The organism is Ruegeria sp. BE1, from assembly GCF_056538885.1.
Map to the genome: position 1 here is coordinate 209,221 of NZ_JBQFTY010000001.1, position 20,388 is coordinate 229,608.

Genomic DNA, 20,388 nt, shown 5'->3' on the forward strand with positions numbered 1-20,388 from the left:
GTGCATGAGACAAATCGCCAGCATAAGATGAAATATGCATCCATCGACAAACTCTACGGTGTCGTTTGAATGTGAACTTGGTGCGCAGGACATCCAAACAACATTCAAAAATGGAACCGCACCGCGGTAGCCCGGCTATCAGGTATAGAAATGATGCGCTTCGAGGAGTTAAAGACAATGAAAGTTACTTCGCCTGTTTCAACGAAGAAGAATCGTAATTCCAGTGTGGCAGGATACGCTGCAGCACTGACGCTCTGTGTTGCCCTTCTTCCCGCAAAGAGTTTTGCGTTTGATGGCCACATCGATTTTCACAACTGTTCCGGTTCAGGTGATTACTTCAAAGCCTATTTGTACAACGGTGTTGATCTTTCGGACGAAACCTACGTGACGGAAGGAAAAGTTGAGGTCGGATCTAGTAAGGATCTGCATTGCAACGACCCCTCCGGCTGTACCGTAAAGCTGAAGACGAACGCAAATGAAGAAAAGATCACAAACTACGATCATAAGAACATGTACGTCCTCACCGACTCAAGTGGCGAGGTGAAGGATCATGGTCATGAAAGCTCGATTTGCGACTGAAGGAGTACTCTGGTTGTAGGTTAGCGTTTTGGGGATCGAACTAACGTCAACGGTCTGAGAGAACTCCGCGGGACATCAAACCAGTGATTTGGTGTCCCGCGACATAGCAGGAGTACGAGTTCTGACGCGTACAATCACTCTTTTCAGAATGACCGGTTGCACAACTTGGGCAGAGCTTTAGCCCAAGCCGTACGAAACCAAAAAACGACTCCACATCGGTTCTGAGCGCATGAATGACATGCGGTGCCCGGTATCGTTACAAAGGTGTGTTGCGGGCAGTTTTTGGAGCTTGGAGCCACTTTTTTACATAGATGCAATAAGTTGTACCTGCGTTCGTTTCCATTTCAGTGAGTGCCACCGGAAAATTGACTTCTAACAGTGATACAAAAATCCAATTGGGAATGAGACATACGTCCATAGACAGGCTTGGCGCATTTCAGCCGCTATCTTGGCATGATGGATAGTCGCCGGGTAAAAATAACGATCGCGTTCGGAAGCCTTTGCGGTCTTGTTCTGTTGGATGAAACCATCCTCAGTGTAGCCTTACCGTCAATCCGCGAAGAATTTCAGCTCTCAACTTCCGCTACGCATTGGATTGTCAACGCCTACATGCTGGCGTTCACGTGCCTTGCAGCGGTTGGGGGCAAACTTATGAACATCTTTGGTCTCAAGCCAACGCTGTTTGTAGCAGGCCTCGTATTCGCAGCAGCTTCAATGGCGGCGGGCTTCTCCCAGGATGCTGCCATGCTCTTAACCATGAGAACACTTCAAGGCATTTGTGCTGCTGTATTCTACCCGCTTTCGTTTGCTGGTGTTGTGAGTATTTTCCCGGCTGAACAGCATGGAAAAGCGATTGGATTTTTGGCGTCGGTCGCCACCGTGTTCCTCGCCTGCGGTCCGGTCGTCGGTGGCGCCATCGCAAACTATCTCGACTGGCGTTGGATCTTCTGGATCAACATACCGGTTGTCGTGTTGACCACAGTGGTCATATGCGCGACGTGGAAGAAGCTTGACCACGAAAATGGCCCAAAGAATGTCGACGGTGTCGGGCTCGTCTTTATGCTTATCGGTATGCTGGGTTTGATTTTTGGTCTCATGGAGGGGGCTGACTACGGTTGGAGCAATCCGATGATACTGGTTTGCTTGGTTCTCGGCTCGGCGGCATTGCTCTTTTTCTGGCGCTTCGAAGGCTCACATCCGGACCCGCTGATTGATGTCGGATTGTTCAATACCAAAAGGTTCGCAGCTTGTGAGATTTCGATCCTGGTAGGACAGTTTTCAAAGATGACTGTTGCACTTTATGTGCCGCTCTATCTTGTGGATGAGTTAAAAGTTTCACCGATGCTGGCAGGTTTCAGTGTACTTTGTGCCGTGGGTCCATTCCCAATTCTTTCGCCCCTTACCGGCAAGATTGCTGATAAATACGGCTCCGGCGTTCCGATTGTCTTTGGGACGTTCTTTTTGAGTTTGGCAACCATTGCTATCGGCGCGTCAATGTACTTTGAGAGCTTTCGGATGCTGTTGCTGGCCCTGGTATTTTGGGGCGTAGCAATACCTTTTGCGTTTATTGTTCCGTCTCGCCTAACAACTATTTCCGTACCAGTTCAAAAACAGGGTGAACTCAGCGGCTTGACCACAACTATGCGTTTGATCGGGTCAACACTTGGTGTGACTGCAGGGAGCGTTTTTCTTCGGAGCGGTAGCGGTTTTTCTACCGTCTTTTGGCTGTCCGGAGCCCTATTTTTGGCGACCAGCATCTTTTGTGTGTGGGCTCTGAAAAAATCTCCGCATTTACCGGATCAAATAAGGGCCACGCAAAACAGGTAAAACACTAGGCGGTGGCGCAATCTTTGCAATGAGTAACGATCTTGTACGTCCGCTTGTTCGCATGCTGTTGCGTCTGACGCATGGATTGCAGGAAACTTGGGATTGCAATCGGCGCAGCAATATCCGCCAACGGTAAACCCGCCCCCGTGATTGACAACATTCTCGTCAGACTTGGTTCAACGAGCTAGGCGTTAGAAGTTGAATTCCCAACCGAAGAGACCGCCGAATGAATAGTTGTCCGAGCCGCTTCCAAGGCCGGTCTCGCCGCTTAACTCAACAAAGAGTGTGCTTCGTGGTGAGACGTTGACGTTTCCACCTAGTGTAAGTCCAGCGGTATTTTCAGCCCGCTCGGTTATGATGGCGTTTTGGGCGAAAGTGACGCTCGTTTGGTTGTCGAAGGAATGGTAGTAGTCGAACTGACCATAAATAATTGATCCTGACCTCAGCTCTTTTTCTGCACGCAGGCCAAACCGGGCAGTCAACGTTTCGCTATCGTCAAAAGATCCGGCCTGACTGCTCCCGACTAAGTTAAAAACGTCGTCTGAGCTGACATCACTGTACATTAGCTGTGCTTGTGGAACGAGGGTAAAACCCGCATCGAATACAATCGGCTTTCCAACTTCGATTGACAAACCATAGCCACGTCCGTCTGTGTCCACAGATGCCCCACCTTGCGGTTTGATTGTGCTATCGAATAGGGCGTATTGGAATTGACCATCGACGTAGAGCTGATCGTTCGAGATCCATAGCGCGCTTATGGTTGCACTATATGCTTCGGTATCGATATCGGCGCTGGTTAAGTCTGTGCTAAGGTGGGTGGACAAGGTAGATGCAGAGACTTCGATCCCCGCTACAATTCGACCGTTCGCCGCCTCGATCACCGGCAATGCCGCACCATAGCGCAAATCGCCACTGTTTGTTGTCACCCTTCTATCATCAATCGAATAACGATCGCGCTGCCCTTCAGCTTGTATCCAAATGATAGGGCGCTTTGCCGTGGTTAGCTCATTGAGCGCTCTGGTGACCGTATTCTCATTAAACCCGCTCTGCCGGCCAGCACTCATCAGCCGTCCCAAAGCTGTGCCAAAGGCAATGTGATCACTGAATTGTTGTGCGGCAGTTGCGTAAATCGCTCCGCCCGGATTACTGAGTAGTTCCCCACGTGAGTCAAAAGGCGTCAGCCGAAAAATGCCACTGGCTGCGTCATAGTTGAGACGATACACCATCAGACCATCGCTGATGGCTTGTTCCCCGGTGTTGGTTACAAAATCGGCATTGACAAGCCGGAAGTCATTTTCCGAACTCTCGCCAGAAACGCTTATCAAATCATATGTTGTTGCGGTGCCGTTCCCACTTCCCAATTTAATTACCCACAGCCCCATGGACGTCCCGGTGCTGCTACCGGATAGTTGAAGTGTGTCGCTTGCCTGGTTGGTCAAGTCGACATCTAAGGCTATCACCCCGTTACCGGTTAGATCTGTGTCGAATGTTAAATTGTCACCTGCTTGGCTATTGGCAAGCGCGACTATTCCGTTGTTAACAACCGAACCGCCAAGATAGAAGTCTCCCAATTTGTCGGTGTCAAAGATGAAATACCCACCGGACGCAATATTGACATCGCCTTCGAAGGTGAATTCTGCATCTTGCGATGTGATAGCGCCGCTCTCGATTTCGATCCGATTAAGCTGGTCTGCAACAGCTGTCTCAAGTCTTAGATCGGCATTCTCACGTACTTTCAGGATCTCCCAATTGCCGAACCGATCTGCGTCAAGCACATTCCGGTAACCCGACAGGATGAGCTCATCCTGCTCTCCGGCTCCGCCATCAAAAACACTGGCTTGACTGATGTCTGAACCGCCGTGAATCTCTAGGACATCCCGACCTTCACCAAGCCTTACAGCGCCCGCTAAGGATGAGCCAGAGTGTAACGTTAAGTGGCTATTGGCGTCGAGAACCTGAATTGCTTCGCCTGAATCTGAAAACACCGATGCACCATTCAACAAGTCAATATTTATTGAATGACCCAACTGGCCTTGCGCGAAGAAGGCTGCGCTGTCCTCGCTTGTCAATGCCCCTGAAATGTTGGCAGTCGTTGTCCCAGCACCGAAGTTTGTAACGTTGATACCGCTGTTGCGGCCATGCGTTCTACCTGTAGCTTCGATCAACAAATCGCCGCCATTGTAGTCTACATATGCTTGAATGCCATTTTGTTCGTTGCCGATCGTATCGACAGAGTAAATCTGAAAAATCCCTACTCCGTTTTGCGTCGCAGATATACCGTTTGAATCTCCGCGAACCGTGCCGGATGAACGGATTATAAGGTCGCCTCCGCTGTTTGCGGCGTAAATCCCGTGGTCAATGGACCCTGTTACCGTACTCACATCAATCAGAGTTGACCCGAAGCCCCGGTTTTCCGCGTAAATTCCATTTTCATAACCGAGGATAGTCCCATCAGATGCGACAGAAAGGTTGTCTCCGTCCGGAAGCACAAACGCCAAGATACCGTCGCTATCCAAACTGTTAACGTTACTGGCTGCGATGTTGATACTACCTTCTCCACGTTGAAATGCTGCAATGCCTTCAGAGGTCCCGGTAACAACCCCATTCGTTTGAATCGTGACATCGCCCGAAGTGCCGGGTTGGTTTATGGCTCCGATCCCATAACCTAATGCAGCCGAGATCGTAGAATTGTTTGCATCCACAAACGTGATTTCATTGCCAATCAAGATAAATGCACCCGTAAGAGGGCGAGAACTGACCCCTGGGGTTTCGATGCCAAACATAGGTGTCGTAGAAATGTTGAGTGAGTTTCCCACGATAAATTGTGTGCTATCCGCTCCTGGGTCCGCTGCGTTGGAACAAACGTACCTATCGCCACCGATTTGAGAGCAACTCCCGGCAATAGCCTTGCCTTGTCCGAAAGGGAACACCGTTAGCAAGGCTCCGAGCGCTGTGCTCGACATAAAGACTGCAAAAAACTGAGAAGTAAAAAAACGTATTCTATCGGGTGCTAATGCTGCAGTGCTACGGGCTTGGGATTCTAAGTGCTCCGATAGGGTGATATGACTTGTATTGCTTTGCATGAAGTCCACCATTTTGAGGAAAATGCGCAGTCTTTGTCAAAGGCTTGAGGCGGCCCTGATGAAGGTGCAATTGGGGGGGTCGGCACCATTTGGTGTACACCTTATCTGACAAAGACTGCTCTCATATTGATACGAAATGCCATGTCACAACTGGGCCAATCATGTGAAAATGCCAAGAAATACAAAGGTTTGCTGTGATACGAATGTGCTAGTAATTTTGAACTATATATCGGCCCTGCGCACGAATTTTGAGCGTGATCAACAAGTTAGCGACTGCCCAAATTTGACGAAAAAGTGCTATTCTGGGCAATTCACTCGCCAATAGTCTTGTATAGATCTAGCTGAGAGGCCCGTTTCGGTTTCTCATGCCCAAAACGTGTTTGTAGCCAGCGATTTTAGAGGATTTGTGAGACAAACCTGGACTGCCCCAACCAGCATGGCAAACCACCAAATTTTGGAACCTGAGGAACGCGAATTGCAAATCAGGTTTGTAGATTAAATAGATGATCTCAAGGACAAGGGAGGTTGCATTTATGATGCCACACGGCATGTCGCTTCGTAATTAGATCAGACACGCTGTCGTTGTGAAGTGAAACTACCGTCACAAAAACACACGAGTCTTGATCAGCTGAAACGGTTCTATCAGGTTGAAATCCGACCGGATTCAAACTGATCCTGACAGTTCCTGCGTTAAAACGCTTAGTGTATTGCAAGCATCCTGCAGTTTGTTGTTTCCAAATGAAACTACTATTCCGCGCATTTCACGGTGACTTCGATATGCATAGCTGAGACATCGCGGTTCGAGCATTTGCACGTCGCATTGTCATCAGTGTATTCTGCAGTATCGCATGAGCCGTCAAAAACGTTTTCTTCTCTTTTGCAGTGCAAATACGTTGGCGCCGCAGAAGATGAAGCGCTGCAAGTCGCAGTAATTTCCAATTTTTTAGTATCAGTTAGCGATCCTGAGCTAAGCTTTTCTGTTGTTGTACACTCGGTTGAGGCGCATGTGACGGATTTGTGCTTCGTCGCCAGGGCCGGGCTCACTGAGGCGGCAACACCAAACAGAAAGAAAAGAACGAATTTAAACCGAACAGGGTAGAGGAAAGGTTCAGCCTTTATCAACTTAGATTGGATCATCCGCTTTTCCTTCTTGATGCAGTAAGCTGGGAAACGCTGGTAAATGGCGTCTGGCCAAAGCAGGCAGTATCTGCAGCAGGGCGCTTAACGCGGCGAAGTATGGTATGCTCGACAGTATCACCGCTGGCGTTTGCAATACAAATCCAGCCTTTTTCGGTTTATCTAGTTGCAAATGCTCGCATCCAAGCTGATGTCCATTTTGTGACTATCATGTACGTGGACGTACCACGGAGACTGGCTCGTGTCTTTTTCCTTGGTGTCAGACCCGCTGTGAAAGGTAATTTTACACTTTTGCGCTTTGCAATAGAAATCACCCGCAGTGCCTGAATGGAGTGTCTTGCTCGTATAAGGTTTAGATACGGGCGTGATGGGATTATCGTAGTTAAAGGACTGAACCTTAACTTCATGATGAGAATTGGAACAGTTCTTTACGAAGACCTGAGTATCTACAGTGATCTCTTTCTTTTCATCAGCCAGAGCTGCTTCTCGAACTGCAGAAAGCCCTAATACCAGAGCTACAGATATCGCCAAAGCCGCAAACTGTGTGGTCTGGAGTTTTCTGCGAAAAACCATACGAGTGACCTCCGATACTGCTTCTGGCTACGGTGATTTATCATCAACGCTATTCTGCCAGACAAAAATCGGCATGGCTGTGCCGAAAGACCAATACATTCAGGACGCTACTTGCAAGCGCTGTTGGAATCTTCGACATGCGTAAATGACTCTGCGTCTACATAAGTAGAAACACTGGTGCTACTAGTTGTTTTTTTGACAACACTTGCGTCAGTGATAAAAACCAGAGTGCATTCGCTCGTAGCGCAGTTCGCAACGGTGCTTTCCCCAGGATCGATCTGAGCCTTAATTGTTGCCGTTGCTGAACCGATGAAATGGTCAAAGGTTGCAACCTCGACGGGACGAGATGAATTCGCACAGTTCAGGATGTCTATTTTTGTATTTGCCGTTGCCTGTGTCCCGGCCAGACAAATCAATAAGGCAGCGCCCTTAAATGCGATAACATGCTGTTCCAGTGATTGATGCATCTTTGTCTTTTCGCCTGTACGCTTAGTGTAATTCTGTTTTTATCACATCGCCGAACTCAACAAGGCTCGTGATATAAGCGAACCTCTCCAAGTTCCGAGTTGAAGCTAAAACATTTCACGGGACACGCGAGTTGTCGATGTACAGCTGTCTCGACTTTATCGGGATTATTGTATCTTCAGTCGAGTTATCGGACGACGGCTGCTCGAAATAGTGTACGAAATCTGACCTTAGGGTCGACCTGCTCCCCGAAACCTCCATCTTTCCGATGTAGAGTCCGTTTAACCTTTCGAAGGAAAAATCGAACCCGAAAGAGCCGTTTAACTGAGACACAATCATCAGGATTTTCGAGAAAGGCGAAGCCGGGCCAGCCGACTTGTCGATGTCGAGCCGAAGACCGCCAGGCAGACAACCCCCGGACAAGCTTGGTAATGAAGGCCGTTGAAACAAATCGACCGAGCGTTGGCTGCTGGCGGATAGGGTTGCTGCTCGAACACCCCAGCATATCAAAGACTTGGTGCCAAATCTGCCGACTATCCCGCACATAGGATGTAACATCATTCCGAAGTTTTTACGGTGGCTAGTTCTCCAGCCGGTCGATCCTTAGATGGGCGGGCAACAACAGCATCAACTGGCGCCAATTTGGTTCAGGATTGCCGCGATAAAGCGCCTTCAAAAAGAGTTTCAACGGCAGCCTGCATGATAAACTTCGGAACGAAGAGAAATGCGACAGTCTGGACGACGCCCGGCGCATGCTGCCGCTCTGGCGCGATGACGCCAACTCGCACTCAACACCTGGCGACCAGACGCTCGTACGAGCTCGTCGAATGCTTGAACAAATTGAAGGCTCCGCGCCCGCCTCGAAACCAAAGGTTATGGAATCCAAGCCTGCAGACTCGCGTTACGAATTGGAGAGTCGTGGGGGCAGGTCAGACTTGATGCTTGAATCCTGAAGCAATTGGTTTCCAAAGGTACACCCCAGTTTCAGTGCTTTAGGCTAGGATCTTCATCTCTTGAACAAAAAAAGAAGACCGACGAGGGCCGTTTGCATTCCCAACTTACTTTTTGACTAAAAAGGCAAGAGAAGTTCTTGCACAAGGAACTCTGACGACGCACTGAGCCTCACTCTCTAAAAACATGTTTTTTACATCGACCTGGAGATCCTCGGAATCAGCGCATTCCGCTCTTTGCATTTCTTGTAAAGCTCTGGGTCGTCTACATGTGTGAATAACAGTGCAAAGCGACCCACCCAACTTCGTGATACGCAGCAACTCTGAGAATGTGGCCCGCAGACCAGTCAAACTGCTATAATCCTGGATACATGCAACTACGTCAAATCTACTGTCGGTGAAGTTTAGCCCTTCAATTGTGCATTGCCCCGTCATTCTCGATAGTTTTTGTTCACGGTTCAGGTATTGAGTGAACGACCCGATCTGTGTTCCAGAAATGTCAAAGTCTATATCATCGTGCAGTTGATCTAGTGTGGAGTCCGCTTCTGTCCCAATGACGAGCAGGTGATCACTTGGATTCAATCGGGATCTCACAAGGGCTCCAAGTACGGCTTTTGAAATCGTTGAGCCTCGTATTGATGAGAGTTCGATTTGTGATGACCCACCCTGTGCCAAAATAGCAGACAAATCCGCCCTATAGACTTCATTCGAATCCATACGATGTTAGCTCCTTCAAGACTTGGGAAAAATAATGAAATTCTCAATACTGTATCGGAATGCGAACTATTTCAGTTGTGCACTTCAGCTCTTTTATGGCTTTGAAAGTCAGAAGTATTGGTATGTGAGGCCTTGCATCATCCAAACAAGGCCTCACATTGGGGCGAGGGGGTTGGCCCCTATCGTGAGTGGTTATTCAGGTACTCGAGAGCCATTTATAGCGACTCTTAATTGCTGCGCGTTTTGATATTCGCGTTAGTACTTCTTTGTACCCAATCATCTTGTATTTAGAGTATTTCAATCAAATCATAATATCTATATTTGATCCATAGACTGTCGTCTCGAAGTTCAATAGATGCCTGTCTCAGCTCGCAAAGTGTTTGCGCTGAAAAATATCACTAATTTTCTTGATGACATCGGAGATTTATTGACTGATTTCCATTTTCATATGGCAGTTATTTTTATTTGCCAAGATACGATTTTACTTTTTGCGCTGGGTCTGGATGTTTGGATACTTAGATTTAGCGCTGTTGATCAGGGGCTTTGATTTTCTGCGCTCTAGCTCTCTTTCATCGAGTGTGCGATTTGATCCAGGATCGGTTTGGAAAGATAGGCCAGAACTGTTCGTTGCCCTGTTGAAATGAAGGCTTCGGCAGGCATGCCGGGGATCAGATCAGTATCGCCCAATTTGGCAAGTTCACCCTCGGTCACTTGCAGTCGGACATGATAATAACCACGCTGTAGCGCGTCGTCGAAAGTCTGATCAGCTGCAATAGTGTGCACCTTCGCTGAGAGCTTGGGGGTCTGGCGCTGATCAAGGCTCGGGAGGCGAATGGTGGTTTCCTGGCCAAGATACACTTGGTCGATGTCAGTTGGATCGACTTTGGCATCAATTACCAGCTGATCATTCTTCGGAACGATTTGGAGGATTGTCGAAGCAGGCGGGATGACCCCGCCTACAGTATGAGCATCAAGTTGATGCACAAAGCCAGCCAGAGGGGCGCGAACGTCAAGCCGACCCAACTGATCTTCCAGAGAGATTCGTTGCAGATTTTTCTCGGTGATCTCGGCTGTCACACTCTGCAATTCATCTAGGATTTCTTCTCGGTTTCTTTCTTCATTTTGCAGCCACTTCATGTTTGTTTCGCTTATTGTTTCATTGAGGCCTGCGATTTGAGAGCCTAACTCACCATATTCGCCAGACAGGCGTGTCTGATCTCTTTTCAGTTGTGTGATCCTGTTTTTGGTTACGAGGTTCTTTTCAAACAGTTTCTGAGAATCTTTCAGTTCCTCATCTACCAGCTCAAGCTCACGTTGTTTCGTTTCAAGCCTTGTCTCCAATCCATTGATTTGCTTTTCAAGCTGTTCAATTTGCTCTTTAAACTGGCCTCTGAGCTTGTCCAGACTCCCGCTGCGAGCGGTCAACAACTTTAGCTGTGTGGTTTTGATTTCTTCATAGGAGTCATGGCTCATGTCGTATTTTCGGTCAGGAAAGTTGACGGTGCTCTCTTCTTCGAACTCGGCTTTCAATCGAGCGCTTTGTGCCTCCAGTTCGATAAGTTGACTGGTGAGGATGGTATAGTTGTTTCGGACAAGTGTATCATCCAAGCGAATAAGCACTTCACCTGCAACAACTTCTTGACCTTCTTCTACCAGAATCTCACCCACAATACCGCCCTCTCGGTGAGAGATCTGTTTAACGTCACCTTCGACAACCACCTGTCCATGTGCAATCACCGCACTTGAGATTTTTGTCGATGCAGACCAGAGGCCCCCAATTCCAACCAGCAGGAAAATGGTTGCGCCAGCCAAAATCACATGCCGTCCAATGCTCTGTTCGAGCAGCTGATTTTTTTGAGCCTTGTCTTTCGTTTTCATGTGGAGGGTCATTAGGCAGCCCTTTCTGATTTGAAGGCCACCAGCGAATTGCCCATGATTTCGTCTTTCGGCCCGTTCGCCACGATACGCCCGTCTTTCAGGCATGCCACTTTGTTCATCGATGCAAGAACCTGAGGTCTATGTGCGACCAGGACCACAATGGACCCTTGCCTTCGCATCTCAAGCAGTGCTTTTGCCAGAGCCGCTTCGCCAAAGGTGTCCAAATTAGAATTGGGCTCATCGAGCACCAGAAGGAACGGCTTTCGAAATAGTGCGCGGGCCAAGGCAATGCGTTGTTTTTGACCGCCGGATAGCTGATACCCGTCTGATCCGATGGTCGTGTCATAACCTTCGGGTAAATCAAGAATCAAATCGTGGACATTTGCGGTTATCGCAGCTTCGATAACCTCCTCAGATGACGCGTTGAGATCAAAGCGTGAGATATTTTGCGCCACTGTTCCGTCGAACAGGCTGAGCTCTTGCGGGAGATAACCGATAAACTGACCTCTTTCAGTGTCGCTCCACTGATCAAGGGTCGCGCCATCAAGGCGGATGTCCCCCTTGAAGGTGCCGGCACTGCCGGTAATCGCTTTGACCAGAGTCGATTTGCCGGAGCCAGACGGCCCCAAAATCGCCATGCCATCACCTGCTTCGAGCTCTAGTGAAGCGCCTAGAATCACGGGATCTTTCGCCCCGGCAGGCCCACAGTAAACTTGTTTGAGTTCCAGTCGATTCTGGGGACGCCCTAGTTTTGTAGTTGGTACAACAAGACGGTTTTTACTCATGAACGCGTTCAGCCTTGCAAAGCTTTGACGCGCTGAAACGAAGCCACGCCAGTTGGCTACGGCCTGCTCAACCGGAGCCAGCGCGCGCGAGGTCATAATTGACGAGGCAATCATCACCCCGGGTGATATCTCTTGCCTTATTGCAAGCCAGGCACCAGCCGCCAGGATAGTCGACTGTAGGATCAACCTGATCGTCTTGATCGCCGAGCTGAAAAAACCTGTCCAGTCTGCTGCGATGCGCTGTCCCTGAAGCTGCTCTAGATTGGCTTGTTCCCATCTCTGCGCCAGCGCTTGAGACATTCCCATTGCGTGTATTGTTTCGGCGTTTCGGCGACCTTCTTCCACCAGTGCCGCGCGTTGTGACCGCAAGAACGCGGCAACGCTAGCCGGCTTGTGCGCCACCACTTCGTTGAGCACCATAAGCAAGCAAATCACCGCTGCGCCACCGAGTGCGACATAGCCCAAAATCTCATGAAACATAAAGACGATGCAGAGATAAAACGGAAGCCACGGGACATCGAAGATTGCGGTAGGTCCCTGTCCCGAAAGGAAGGTTGTTGTGCTTTCCAGGTCTTGGACTGGCGTAACTCTCTTACCTCCATTGTCAGGGTCAAGAGGTTGTAGGTTAGAAAGTGTGTAAACGGTTGCAGACAATTGGGCGTCGACTTGCTGACCCATCCGAAACAATATCCGCGCGCGCAGTGCCTCAAGGAAGCCAAAAAACAGATAAAGAACTAATGCCAATCCTCCGATGGCAACAAGCGTGGGAACAGAGCCGCTAACCAGAACTCGGTCGTATACTTGTAGCATGAATATCGGGCCGGTGAGCGCAAGAACGTTTACGACAAAACTGATTCCAGCAACGCTGAGAAACCAACCGCGAAGAGAAACAATAGAGTCCCTTATGCTTAGTTGGTTCTTGCCTGGTTTACTTTTATTACGCATTGCTGACTCTTCCCAATATTGACATATTTAATACGATCCGTATTGATACATTTTGAGACATTTAGAATCAAAACCAGTATCTAATTTCGGTTTCTTTATTTCTTTGATTTCGAACTCAAATTAACTTTTATTTATAGTTTCTTAATCTAGGCAACTATTTGCTAATCCGTTCCAATTGAAGCCTTTTGCCGCTCACAATTAGGGTCGGGCGCATTTTCCATTGCGAGGTCAATTACAGATTCGTACCGCTTTGTGCTGTTAAGGAAAACCTCACGATGGGATGAGCCAGAGATGGAAAACACTTTTGAAGAATTTCTCGACGCACTTCTTGCTTTTGAATCAGGATGGGATCGGGATCGCTATGATGCAGGGGTGATTCAGGATCACCAACTTGATCAATGGGCCAACGGAACCGTGCAACAGTTCTTTCCGCAATATTCAAGTTGGTCTGATTTGACGGCCGATGAATGGGAAGCGATGGCGTATCGGTCTTTGAACAGCTTTGGGTTTGTGGGCTACCAGTTTGGAGAGGCGTTGCTGATTGACTTGGGTTACTACGATGACGACCTCTACTATGGTAACGGAGCTGCGACCAATACTTGGGATGGTACCTGGACAGGCAAGAATGGGGTGGAGTCTCTTGAAGACTTCATGACCAAGGACGCCCAGGATGTCGCAATTCGTGAAGCGTTTGGTCACAATCTGGAAATTATTAATGAAGGTCTAGCCGCAGCCGGCCGCACGCTGGACGAATTCATCGGTACGACGATCGACTATACGACTGAAGGCGAAACAACACCGGTTCCTGTTACGCTCACGGGTATTCTGGCCTCTGCGCATCTTCGTGGCGCGCCTGCGGTTGTCGATCTGTTCTTAACGGGTGGCTTAAGCAACGATGAGTTTGGGACATCAATCCTGCAGTATATGCAGCAGTTTGGCGGCTTTGATGCGCCGCAAAGCGATGAGCTGATCTCGTATTTTCAGGACCGTCTAACCGGAGATGAGGGTCTTGGCGTTCCGGGTGAACCGACCATGGGCAATTCTGAAACCGGGTCGGCGGGTGTCGATGCCGGTAGTGCGGATGTGTCTATTGATTGGGCCTGGGGCAGTAACGCAGTTGAAACGGATTTCGATCCGGCATCGGATACCATCTTTGTCGGGTGGTTCAACGCAGATCAGATTGATCTCACTGAAGTTGATGGGAATGTGGTTTTCTCTGTTCCATCGAACAACCAGACAACAACACTTCAGGGAATCAGCCTAGCAGATCTGACCCCTGAGAACTTTACAATCATGGACGGCACCGCCGCAGCCGAGATCCTGTCATTGATAGGCCGGACCACCGATGAAAGCACGGGCGACGATATCGATGATGCGTCAAACGACGACGACGGCAGTCAGCCAGATACAGACACTGGTGGAGAAAGCGGGGGCGATACGGGCGGCAGCACGGGTGGAAACACCGGAGGCGATTCCTCTGCTGGCGCACCCATTATCGCTGCCTATTTCCCGGAATGGGGAATATACGAGCGCGATCACAATATGACGGATGTGCAGGCGCAGAACATTACGAATCTCATCTACTCGTTTGTAAACGTCAACAGCGCATTCGAGATCGAATTGCACGATCCATGGGCCGCAACAGGCGTCGCTTTCTCTGCTGAGGATAGTATCGACGGCGTCGCGGATACCTGGGACCAACCGGTTGCTGGCCATTTCAATCAGCTTGCTGAGCTGAAAGAAGCAAACCCTCATCTGACGACCCAGCTTGGGATCGGAGGCTGGACGCTTTCCGGAAATTTCAGCGACATGGCTGCCACGGCTGAGGGGCGCGCAACCTTCATCAACAGTGTTTTGGACTTCCTTAAGGAAAATACGATGTTCGATGGCATCGATTTCGATTGGGAATACCCGGGAGGTGGAGGCCTCAGCACCAACTCTGTTCGGTCTGAGGACGGCGCAAACTTTACATTGCTTGCTGCAGAAACCCGCGCAGCTCTGGATCAGCTGGAGGCGGAAACCGGGCGTAGCTACACCATGTCGGCAGCGCTTCCGGCGGGGCATGACAAGATCGCCAATCTCGACATCCCCGGGCTGGCTGCGAGCCTCGACTACATGAATATCATGACCTATGACTTCTACGGTGCGTGGCAGAACACGACCGGGCATCTGGCTGGAATGTATGATCTGACTGGTGCCAACTATGATGTCACAACAGCGATCAATCTCTATCTGGAAGCGGGTGTTGACCCAAGCCAGATTGTTCTTGGCCTGCCTGCCTACACACGTGCCTGGCAGGGTGTGTCGGTCGATAATCCGATAGATGCCTGGAATGGCCCAAGTGGCGGTGGTGCGCCCGGCACTTATCCCGGATCAGAGCCAGCCTACTATGAATACAGGGACTTGCTCGATGAGTTGCAAGCCTTGGACAGCGACTGGGGGCTTTACTATGACGACGACGCCCAGGCGGCATTCCTGTACAATCCGACGCTGGGTATCTTCAGCTCGTTCGAAACACCGTCAACCATCGCGCTGAAATCCGAATGGGCGCAGTCTCTGGGATTGGGTGGCGTCATGTTCTGGGACACGTCCGGCGACAGCAACGGCTCAGAAAGCTTGATCACCGCGGCCTATAACTCTTGGTTCGAAGGCATGACCTTCGACGAGATTTCGGCCGCGTCTTCGTTGGAGTTCGATGACGTGTTCGGGGGGGACGGTGTTGTCGCCCCGATTGCTGAAACAGGCACAGCGCCAAGCGATTTGCCTGACGGACCCGGGGCCGGCGGCGACGATACCGATGCAGACACTGGCGGCAGTGACGCAAGCGACGGTGAGAGCGACAATGACGGAGAGGCCGGCAACGGTAACTCCGGCGGTGATCAAGTCAGTCCATCCTCGGTGCAGGTCGTGCTCGACACGGTTTGGGCCGGTGCCCTCAGCGCCACTCTTAGTGTTCATGCACAAGACGACATGGACGGTTGGACCCTCAGCTTTGAATATGCAGGTGATATCCAGGATATTCAGGGGGCGACCATCATTTCGCATGAAGGCAACGTCTATACCGTTCAACCCACTGGCGACAACGCAGAGGTGGAGGCGGGCGAAACCGTGAACTTCAGTTTTTACGGTGTCGGATCGTCCACGGAAATCACGCCGGTCGGTTTGGATGCCGATGAGGGTGATGCCAGTGACAGCCCTCATGATGACTCGGGTGATCACACGGGGGACGACATGGGCCATGGCGATGACGGTGCCACCGATGACGGTATGGATCATGATGATGGCATGGATCATGATGATGATATGGATCACGATCACAACGGGGACGACGGCGCTGTAGACCACGGCGATATGGACCACGACGATATGGATCATGGAGGCGGGTCCGGGTTTACGGACATCACGGCCTTTGGATCTCATCACGATGCCAGCGATCATACAGAGCACTCTGAGCTTGAAGGCGGACGCACTGCCATCACCACGGAAGCCTTGGTTGCCTACAACGCCCTTCGGAATTTCCTGGGAATCGAAGATACCGATCTGGAAACAATCGGAAACTGGGCATTTGCCAATGATCTGACCAACAACGACACGGCCTGGGATATGGACGTTTTCGGGGTAGGGCTGTTCTATGCGATGCAAGGCGCCAAAGTGGGCTGGATCGCGGATGAACACTTTGATCCCCTCATTCTTGCCGATGTTCAGCGGACTGCCCGTCTAGGGACAGTTGAAGAAACCATGGCAATCGTTGACCAGTATGACCACGATGGCTTTGTCGAGTATCTTGCCGAGAACAATCTGGTCGATCACTTCGTCAATACCCTAAAGATGGAACCGCACTATGGCGGGTGGATGCATTCTAGAACGCATGGCGATCTGGTGTTCCCGGAAAGCGAGGGTGCAACCGCCCATGACGTGAACCATCTTACGATCCTGGACGACAGTCAGACCGCTGTATTCATGAATGACACATTCGAGTATCCGCAATGGCCCGCGTTGAACGTCGCGGAAGAGGTCGTGATTGACTACTTCCAAAGCATGGTCACACTTTCGGATCCTCTTGGGGAAGGAATAGCAGAAGGAACAGGAGGTGATCCGGTTGACAATCATCAGGACGACACTGATGCCGATGATGGCAGCGGTCAGGAAACAGGTGATGGCTCCAATCCGGGCTCTGACTCCAATGGAGACTATGGCAATGGCACTGCAAATGTGACTGCAGCCACGGCAACGGTTGCGATAGACTGGGATTGGGGAGTGCACAGCACTGAGACTGGCTTTGATCCTCTAACAGACACAATCTACATCGGATGGTTTGGCGCCGATGCGATCGACGTCTCAGAGGTGAACGGAAGCACCGTGTTTTCGATCCCGACAAACAACCAAAGCGTGACCCTGCAGGGGGTCTCTCTGGATGATCTGAGCCTGGAGAACTTTACCATCATGGACGCCGAAGCGGCCTCGGAAATCCTGTCACTCGTTGAAAACGGAGCTGGAGAGAACATTTTTGCGCCGGACGCCACCGAGGGATCAAATCCGGCCGACGATTTCACGGGGGCCTCGGGCAGTGAAGATGGCGATTTAGTGCCAATGGATCAGGATGATCCCGGAAATGGCGTTCAGGACGTTGTGAGCATTGAATGGGCCTGGGCCGCTGAAGAGTTCATTTCGGGCTTCAATGCCGCAGAAGACGTTTTGGATTTCGGAGCAATGGCGGCAAGCAGCATTGGCATAACCGAGGTTGATGATGATCTTCACATCGAAGTTCTTGGGAATGGGGGTCAGAAGTATATCCTGGAGGACACCCAAGCCGAAGACCTGACCTCAGAGAATCTTTCTGCATCCGATTGGAACGGCGATGTACTTAGCAGCGTAGCCCAACAATTGGCAGCTCTTGGGAATGATGAGATTCTGTAAGGCGCTGCCAAGAGCTCAGTAGTGTGTCTATGGATTTGCAGGGCAAGTCGTAGATAAAAAAGATAAAAGCAAAATGTGGGCGATGCCGAACTTCGGTTTCGCCCACACTTTTCAACGTTGGACTGTCAGAAGGGTCCTCATACTGTGATGCTACATCACATGTTCGACAGCCATTGATTGAGACGCCCGAATTCAGTTTCTGTTCCCGAAACGATCTCGGGCTTAAGTACATTTTCTACTGAGATATAGTTTGTCATTATCTGAGTTGGGGTTGAACCGAAGCGCCGACGAAACAAGCGGCTGAAATGAGCTGAATCCTGATAGCCCAGCCGATCCGCTACGTCCTTTATCCGGCTTTGTCCGTGAGAGCCCGAGGCGAGTAGGTAATAGGCTCTATCCAGGCGACGTTGTGAAATATAGTTAGCCACGCCACCAGAACGGGCGAATATGCGGTACAGAGACGGCCTGGAGATATTAAAGGTTCTGCATAGGTGTTCAGCGCCTAAGTCCGCCTGCGACAGATTGCGAGCAATATAGGACTGCATCTCGGCAAGTCGTTCCTCACGGTTTTTCTTCGATTCAGTCTCGATGCGCTGTTCTGGTAGCAAAAGCCCTTGCAGCAAGGCACAGAATCCTTCGGAAAGAGCGCGGGCATCGCTTTGCTGAACCTGATCCAATTGATCAAACAACGCGGAAAAAACCTGCCACAAAAAACGTCCGACGTTTGATGTGCGAGAGAAACACATGTGAGGGGCATGTCTGCCGGGATCATAGCCGATCATTTCGTGCGGAACGACAACCCCGACAACATCTGAAGCTTCTGCAGTCGAGTAAAACTCGCGCGAAAAGTCCAGTATATGTATCTCATCCGGTCTGATCTGAATTGAACGATCATCAATGATGGCGTCGCACCCACCTTTCAGATAGACCTGCAGTGATACAAAGTTTGAATCGCGCGCATGCAACGCATCGTGTTTGAAGCTTTGCTTTGAAAATCGCACATCAGAAAAGACAAGTTCATCGAACAACCATGCGTTGACGCTTTCTTTTGTGCCGTCTGCGTCCGAGTCCGGATCGACGGCGTACACCGGCCTTACGGCCTCACGCCAGGCATCAAATATCTGCGCCGAGCCGAACAGATCAGAATTGATCTGTAAAGAAGGGATAAGTGTGTCCTGCACCATGGCAATTTCGCCTCTTCGCTACTTTTCTTTGTTTGCCTGTTCGTGTTCATGTGCCTTCGTGAAAATACTACCTGCGCGTGTAGGCTTGGACATCAAAATGCCTCTGTTTTCCTTGGTTACGTCGCGACCTGGTTCCAAAGGCGACTGTATTTGAGCATTTTGCCTGCCTGCCGCCGCCATCGTGGGTAAGTTCACGGGCTTGATAGACTCTCATTGCGATTGCAGAGCATCTGATGTGTCGTCGATTTCCTTTAGGGTATGTTGCACTGGCGCCGATTAAGGCTCTCCCCTCAAAATTCCCAATTCTCCAACTTGAAGTTGAGTTGGACAGGAAACATCACAGAAACTACATATAATTTACAACTAAAGTCACATGGAGTTGCGAAACATGCGGACTGATCCTCAAAAGATCAGCTACGGGCGATGGAGCTTCGAACCCAATCGAAACCTACTTTTTGTTGACGGCGAAATTGTCCGGCTGCAGCGCGGTGTTTTGAGCTTGTTTCAGTACCTCGTCCACCATGAGGGTCGTGTCGTAACGAAGGAAGAGCTTATTGAGGCCGTGTGGGACGGCCGAGAAATTTCCGATGCCGCATTGTACAACCGTGTTGGCGCATTGCGAAAGGCACTGGTGGATGACAACAACTCGGAGCGCTGTATCCAATGGGAATACGGTCGGGGGCTGCGCTTTTTGCGTCCAAAGGGGTCGCACATTGAAGCCGAACCCGAGGCGCGTTCGCCGCTTCAGCCTACGCCTCCTGAACACAAACTCCCGACTTCTACTTATCGTACCCTAGCAACCAGTCCGATCGAGAACTGGCGCTACATACTCGGAACGTACAATACCTTCTATCGGACACCATCATGGCCCGGAATGATCAAGGTCGGCGTCACTGTGTTGAAAGAGTCCGACGATCACGTCGCTGTTTGGACGTCGGAGCGGGGCGAAGATCCACAAGTTGGTATTCGTCAGAGAGCGCGCTATCAAGGTTCGGCGGTATTCATTAACGGACGGGTATACGTTACGGAACAAAACTCGGAACCACCGCATTCTGTATGCCTTTCGACGTTGGATGCGCCACATGCGTACAGGCCTGACATTATGAAAGGTTTGATGCATGGTAGCTCTTGGAGGTTAGGGGGTGCGCCTTACGCAACAAGAGTTGTTTGGCAGCGCGTTCCTCCGGAAGAGGGTCTACGCGGGGCACTTAAAAAATCGGGCCCTTATCCCAACGATACGCACCTGATCGAGCCAGCTATCTTGAAGAGCGTTGGTCCCGACTGTCTAACTTTCCACGATCAAACGAGCGAACTGTGAAGGGTGCTGGGGGCAGGACCTGCTAATCTT

The 20,388-nt window shown here is 50.3% G+C and carries 13 protein-coding genes; 5 read left to right on the forward strand and 8 right to left on the reverse strand.

The window, feature by feature from the left end:
- The first annotated feature begins 177 nt into the window (after nt 1-177).
- Complete coding sequence (locus ACR0J5_RS01095; RefSeq protein WP_480650013.1) at nt 178-579, forward strand: hypothetical protein; 402 nt, start codon at nt 178-180, stop codon at nt 577-579.
- Nucleotides 580-1,005: 426 nt separating this feature from the next.
- Nucleotides 1,006-2,406, forward strand: a complete 1,401-nt coding sequence (locus ACR0J5_RS01100; protein ID WP_480650014.1) for an MFS transporter — start codon at nt 1,006-1,008, stop codon at nt 2,404-2,406.
- A gap of 191 nt (nt 2,407-2,597) precedes the next feature.
- Here the strand turns inward: ACR0J5_RS01100 and ACR0J5_RS01105 are convergent, their stop codons facing one another.
- The 5 genes from ACR0J5_RS01105 to ACR0J5_RS01125 all read right to left on the reverse strand — a co-directional run bounded on the left by ACR0J5_RS01105 (nt 2,598) and on the right by ACR0J5_RS01125 (nt 9,331).
- The gene (locus ACR0J5_RS01105) at nt 2,598-5,501 is read right to left on the reverse strand and encodes an autotransporter outer membrane beta-barrel domain-containing protein (RefSeq protein WP_480650015.1); all 2,904 of its coding nucleotides are present in this window, start codon (nt 5,499-5,501) and stop codon (nt 2,598-2,600) included.
- A gap of 735 nt (nt 5,502-6,236) precedes the next feature.
- A complete protein-coding gene (locus tag ACR0J5_RS01110; RefSeq protein WP_480650016.1) occupies nt 6,237-6,626 on the reverse strand; it encodes a hypothetical protein in 390 nt (129 codons plus the stop codon).
- A 162-nt stretch (nt 6,627-6,788) separates the two neighbouring features.
- Nucleotides 6,789-7,199, reverse strand: coding sequence for a hypothetical protein (locus ACR0J5_RS01115; protein WP_480650017.1), 411 nt, complete (start codon nt 7,197-7,199; stop codon nt 6,789-6,791).
- Nucleotides 7,200-7,306: 107 nt separating this feature from the next.
- A complete protein-coding gene (locus ACR0J5_RS01120; protein ID WP_480650018.1) occupies nt 7,307-7,666 on the reverse strand; it encodes a hypothetical protein in 360 nt (119 codons plus the stop codon).
- A 1,056-nt stretch (nt 7,667-8,722) separates the two neighbouring features.
- Nucleotides 8,723-9,331, reverse strand: coding sequence for a methyltransferase domain-containing protein (locus ACR0J5_RS01125; RefSeq protein WP_480650019.1), 609 nt, complete (start codon nt 9,329-9,331; stop codon nt 8,723-8,725).
- A 355-nt stretch (nt 9,332-9,686) separates the two neighbouring features.
- Between ACR0J5_RS01125 and ACR0J5_RS01130 the strand changes: the two genes are divergently transcribed.
- Nucleotides 9,687-9,878 carry a hypothetical protein gene (locus ACR0J5_RS01130; protein ID WP_480650020.1) on the forward strand — a complete coding sequence of 64 codons (192 nt, stop codon included), beginning with the start codon at nt 9,687-9,689 and terminating at the stop codon, nt 9,876-9,878.
- An 11-nt stretch (nt 9,879-9,889) separates the two neighbouring features.
- On the opposite strand, the gene ACR0J5_RS01135 is transcribed toward ACR0J5_RS01130, so the two are convergent.
- Both ACR0J5_RS01135 and ACR0J5_RS01140 read right to left on the reverse strand, forming a co-directional pair.
- A complete protein-coding gene (locus ACR0J5_RS01135) occupies nt 9,890-11,209 on the reverse strand; it encodes an HlyD family type I secretion periplasmic adaptor subunit (RefSeq protein ID WP_480650021.1) in 1,320 nt (439 codons plus the stop codon).
- Nucleotides 11,210-11,220: 11 nt separating this feature from the next.
- Complete coding sequence (locus ACR0J5_RS01140) at nt 11,221-12,939, reverse strand: type I secretion system permease/ATPase (RefSeq protein ID WP_480650022.1); 1,719 nt, start codon at nt 12,937-12,939, stop codon at nt 11,221-11,223.
- Nucleotides 12,940-13,230: 291 nt separating this feature from the next.
- Between ACR0J5_RS01140 and ACR0J5_RS01145 the strand changes: the two genes are divergently transcribed.
- Nucleotides 13,231-17,856 carry a glycosyl hydrolase family 18 protein gene (locus ACR0J5_RS01145; protein WP_480650023.1) on the forward strand — a complete coding sequence of 1,542 codons (4,626 nt, stop codon included), beginning with the start codon at nt 13,231-13,233 and terminating at the stop codon, nt 17,854-17,856.
- A 155-nt stretch (nt 17,857-18,011) separates the two neighbouring features.
- Here the strand turns inward: ACR0J5_RS01145 and ACR0J5_RS01150 are convergent, their stop codons facing one another.
- Nucleotides 18,012-19,040 (reverse strand): helix-turn-helix domain-containing protein, encoded by a 1,029-nt coding sequence (locus ACR0J5_RS01150; protein WP_480650024.1) that lies wholly within the window; start codon nt 19,038-19,040, stop codon nt 18,012-18,014.
- 388 nt (nt 19,041-19,428) lie between these two features.
- Here ACR0J5_RS01150 and ACR0J5_RS01155 point away from each other — a divergent pair, with 388 nt between their 5' ends.
- A complete protein-coding gene (locus ACR0J5_RS01155; RefSeq protein ID WP_480650025.1) occupies nt 19,429-20,358 on the forward strand; it encodes a winged helix-turn-helix domain-containing protein in 930 nt (309 codons plus the stop codon).
- Nucleotides 20,359-20,388: the final 30 nt, after the last annotated feature.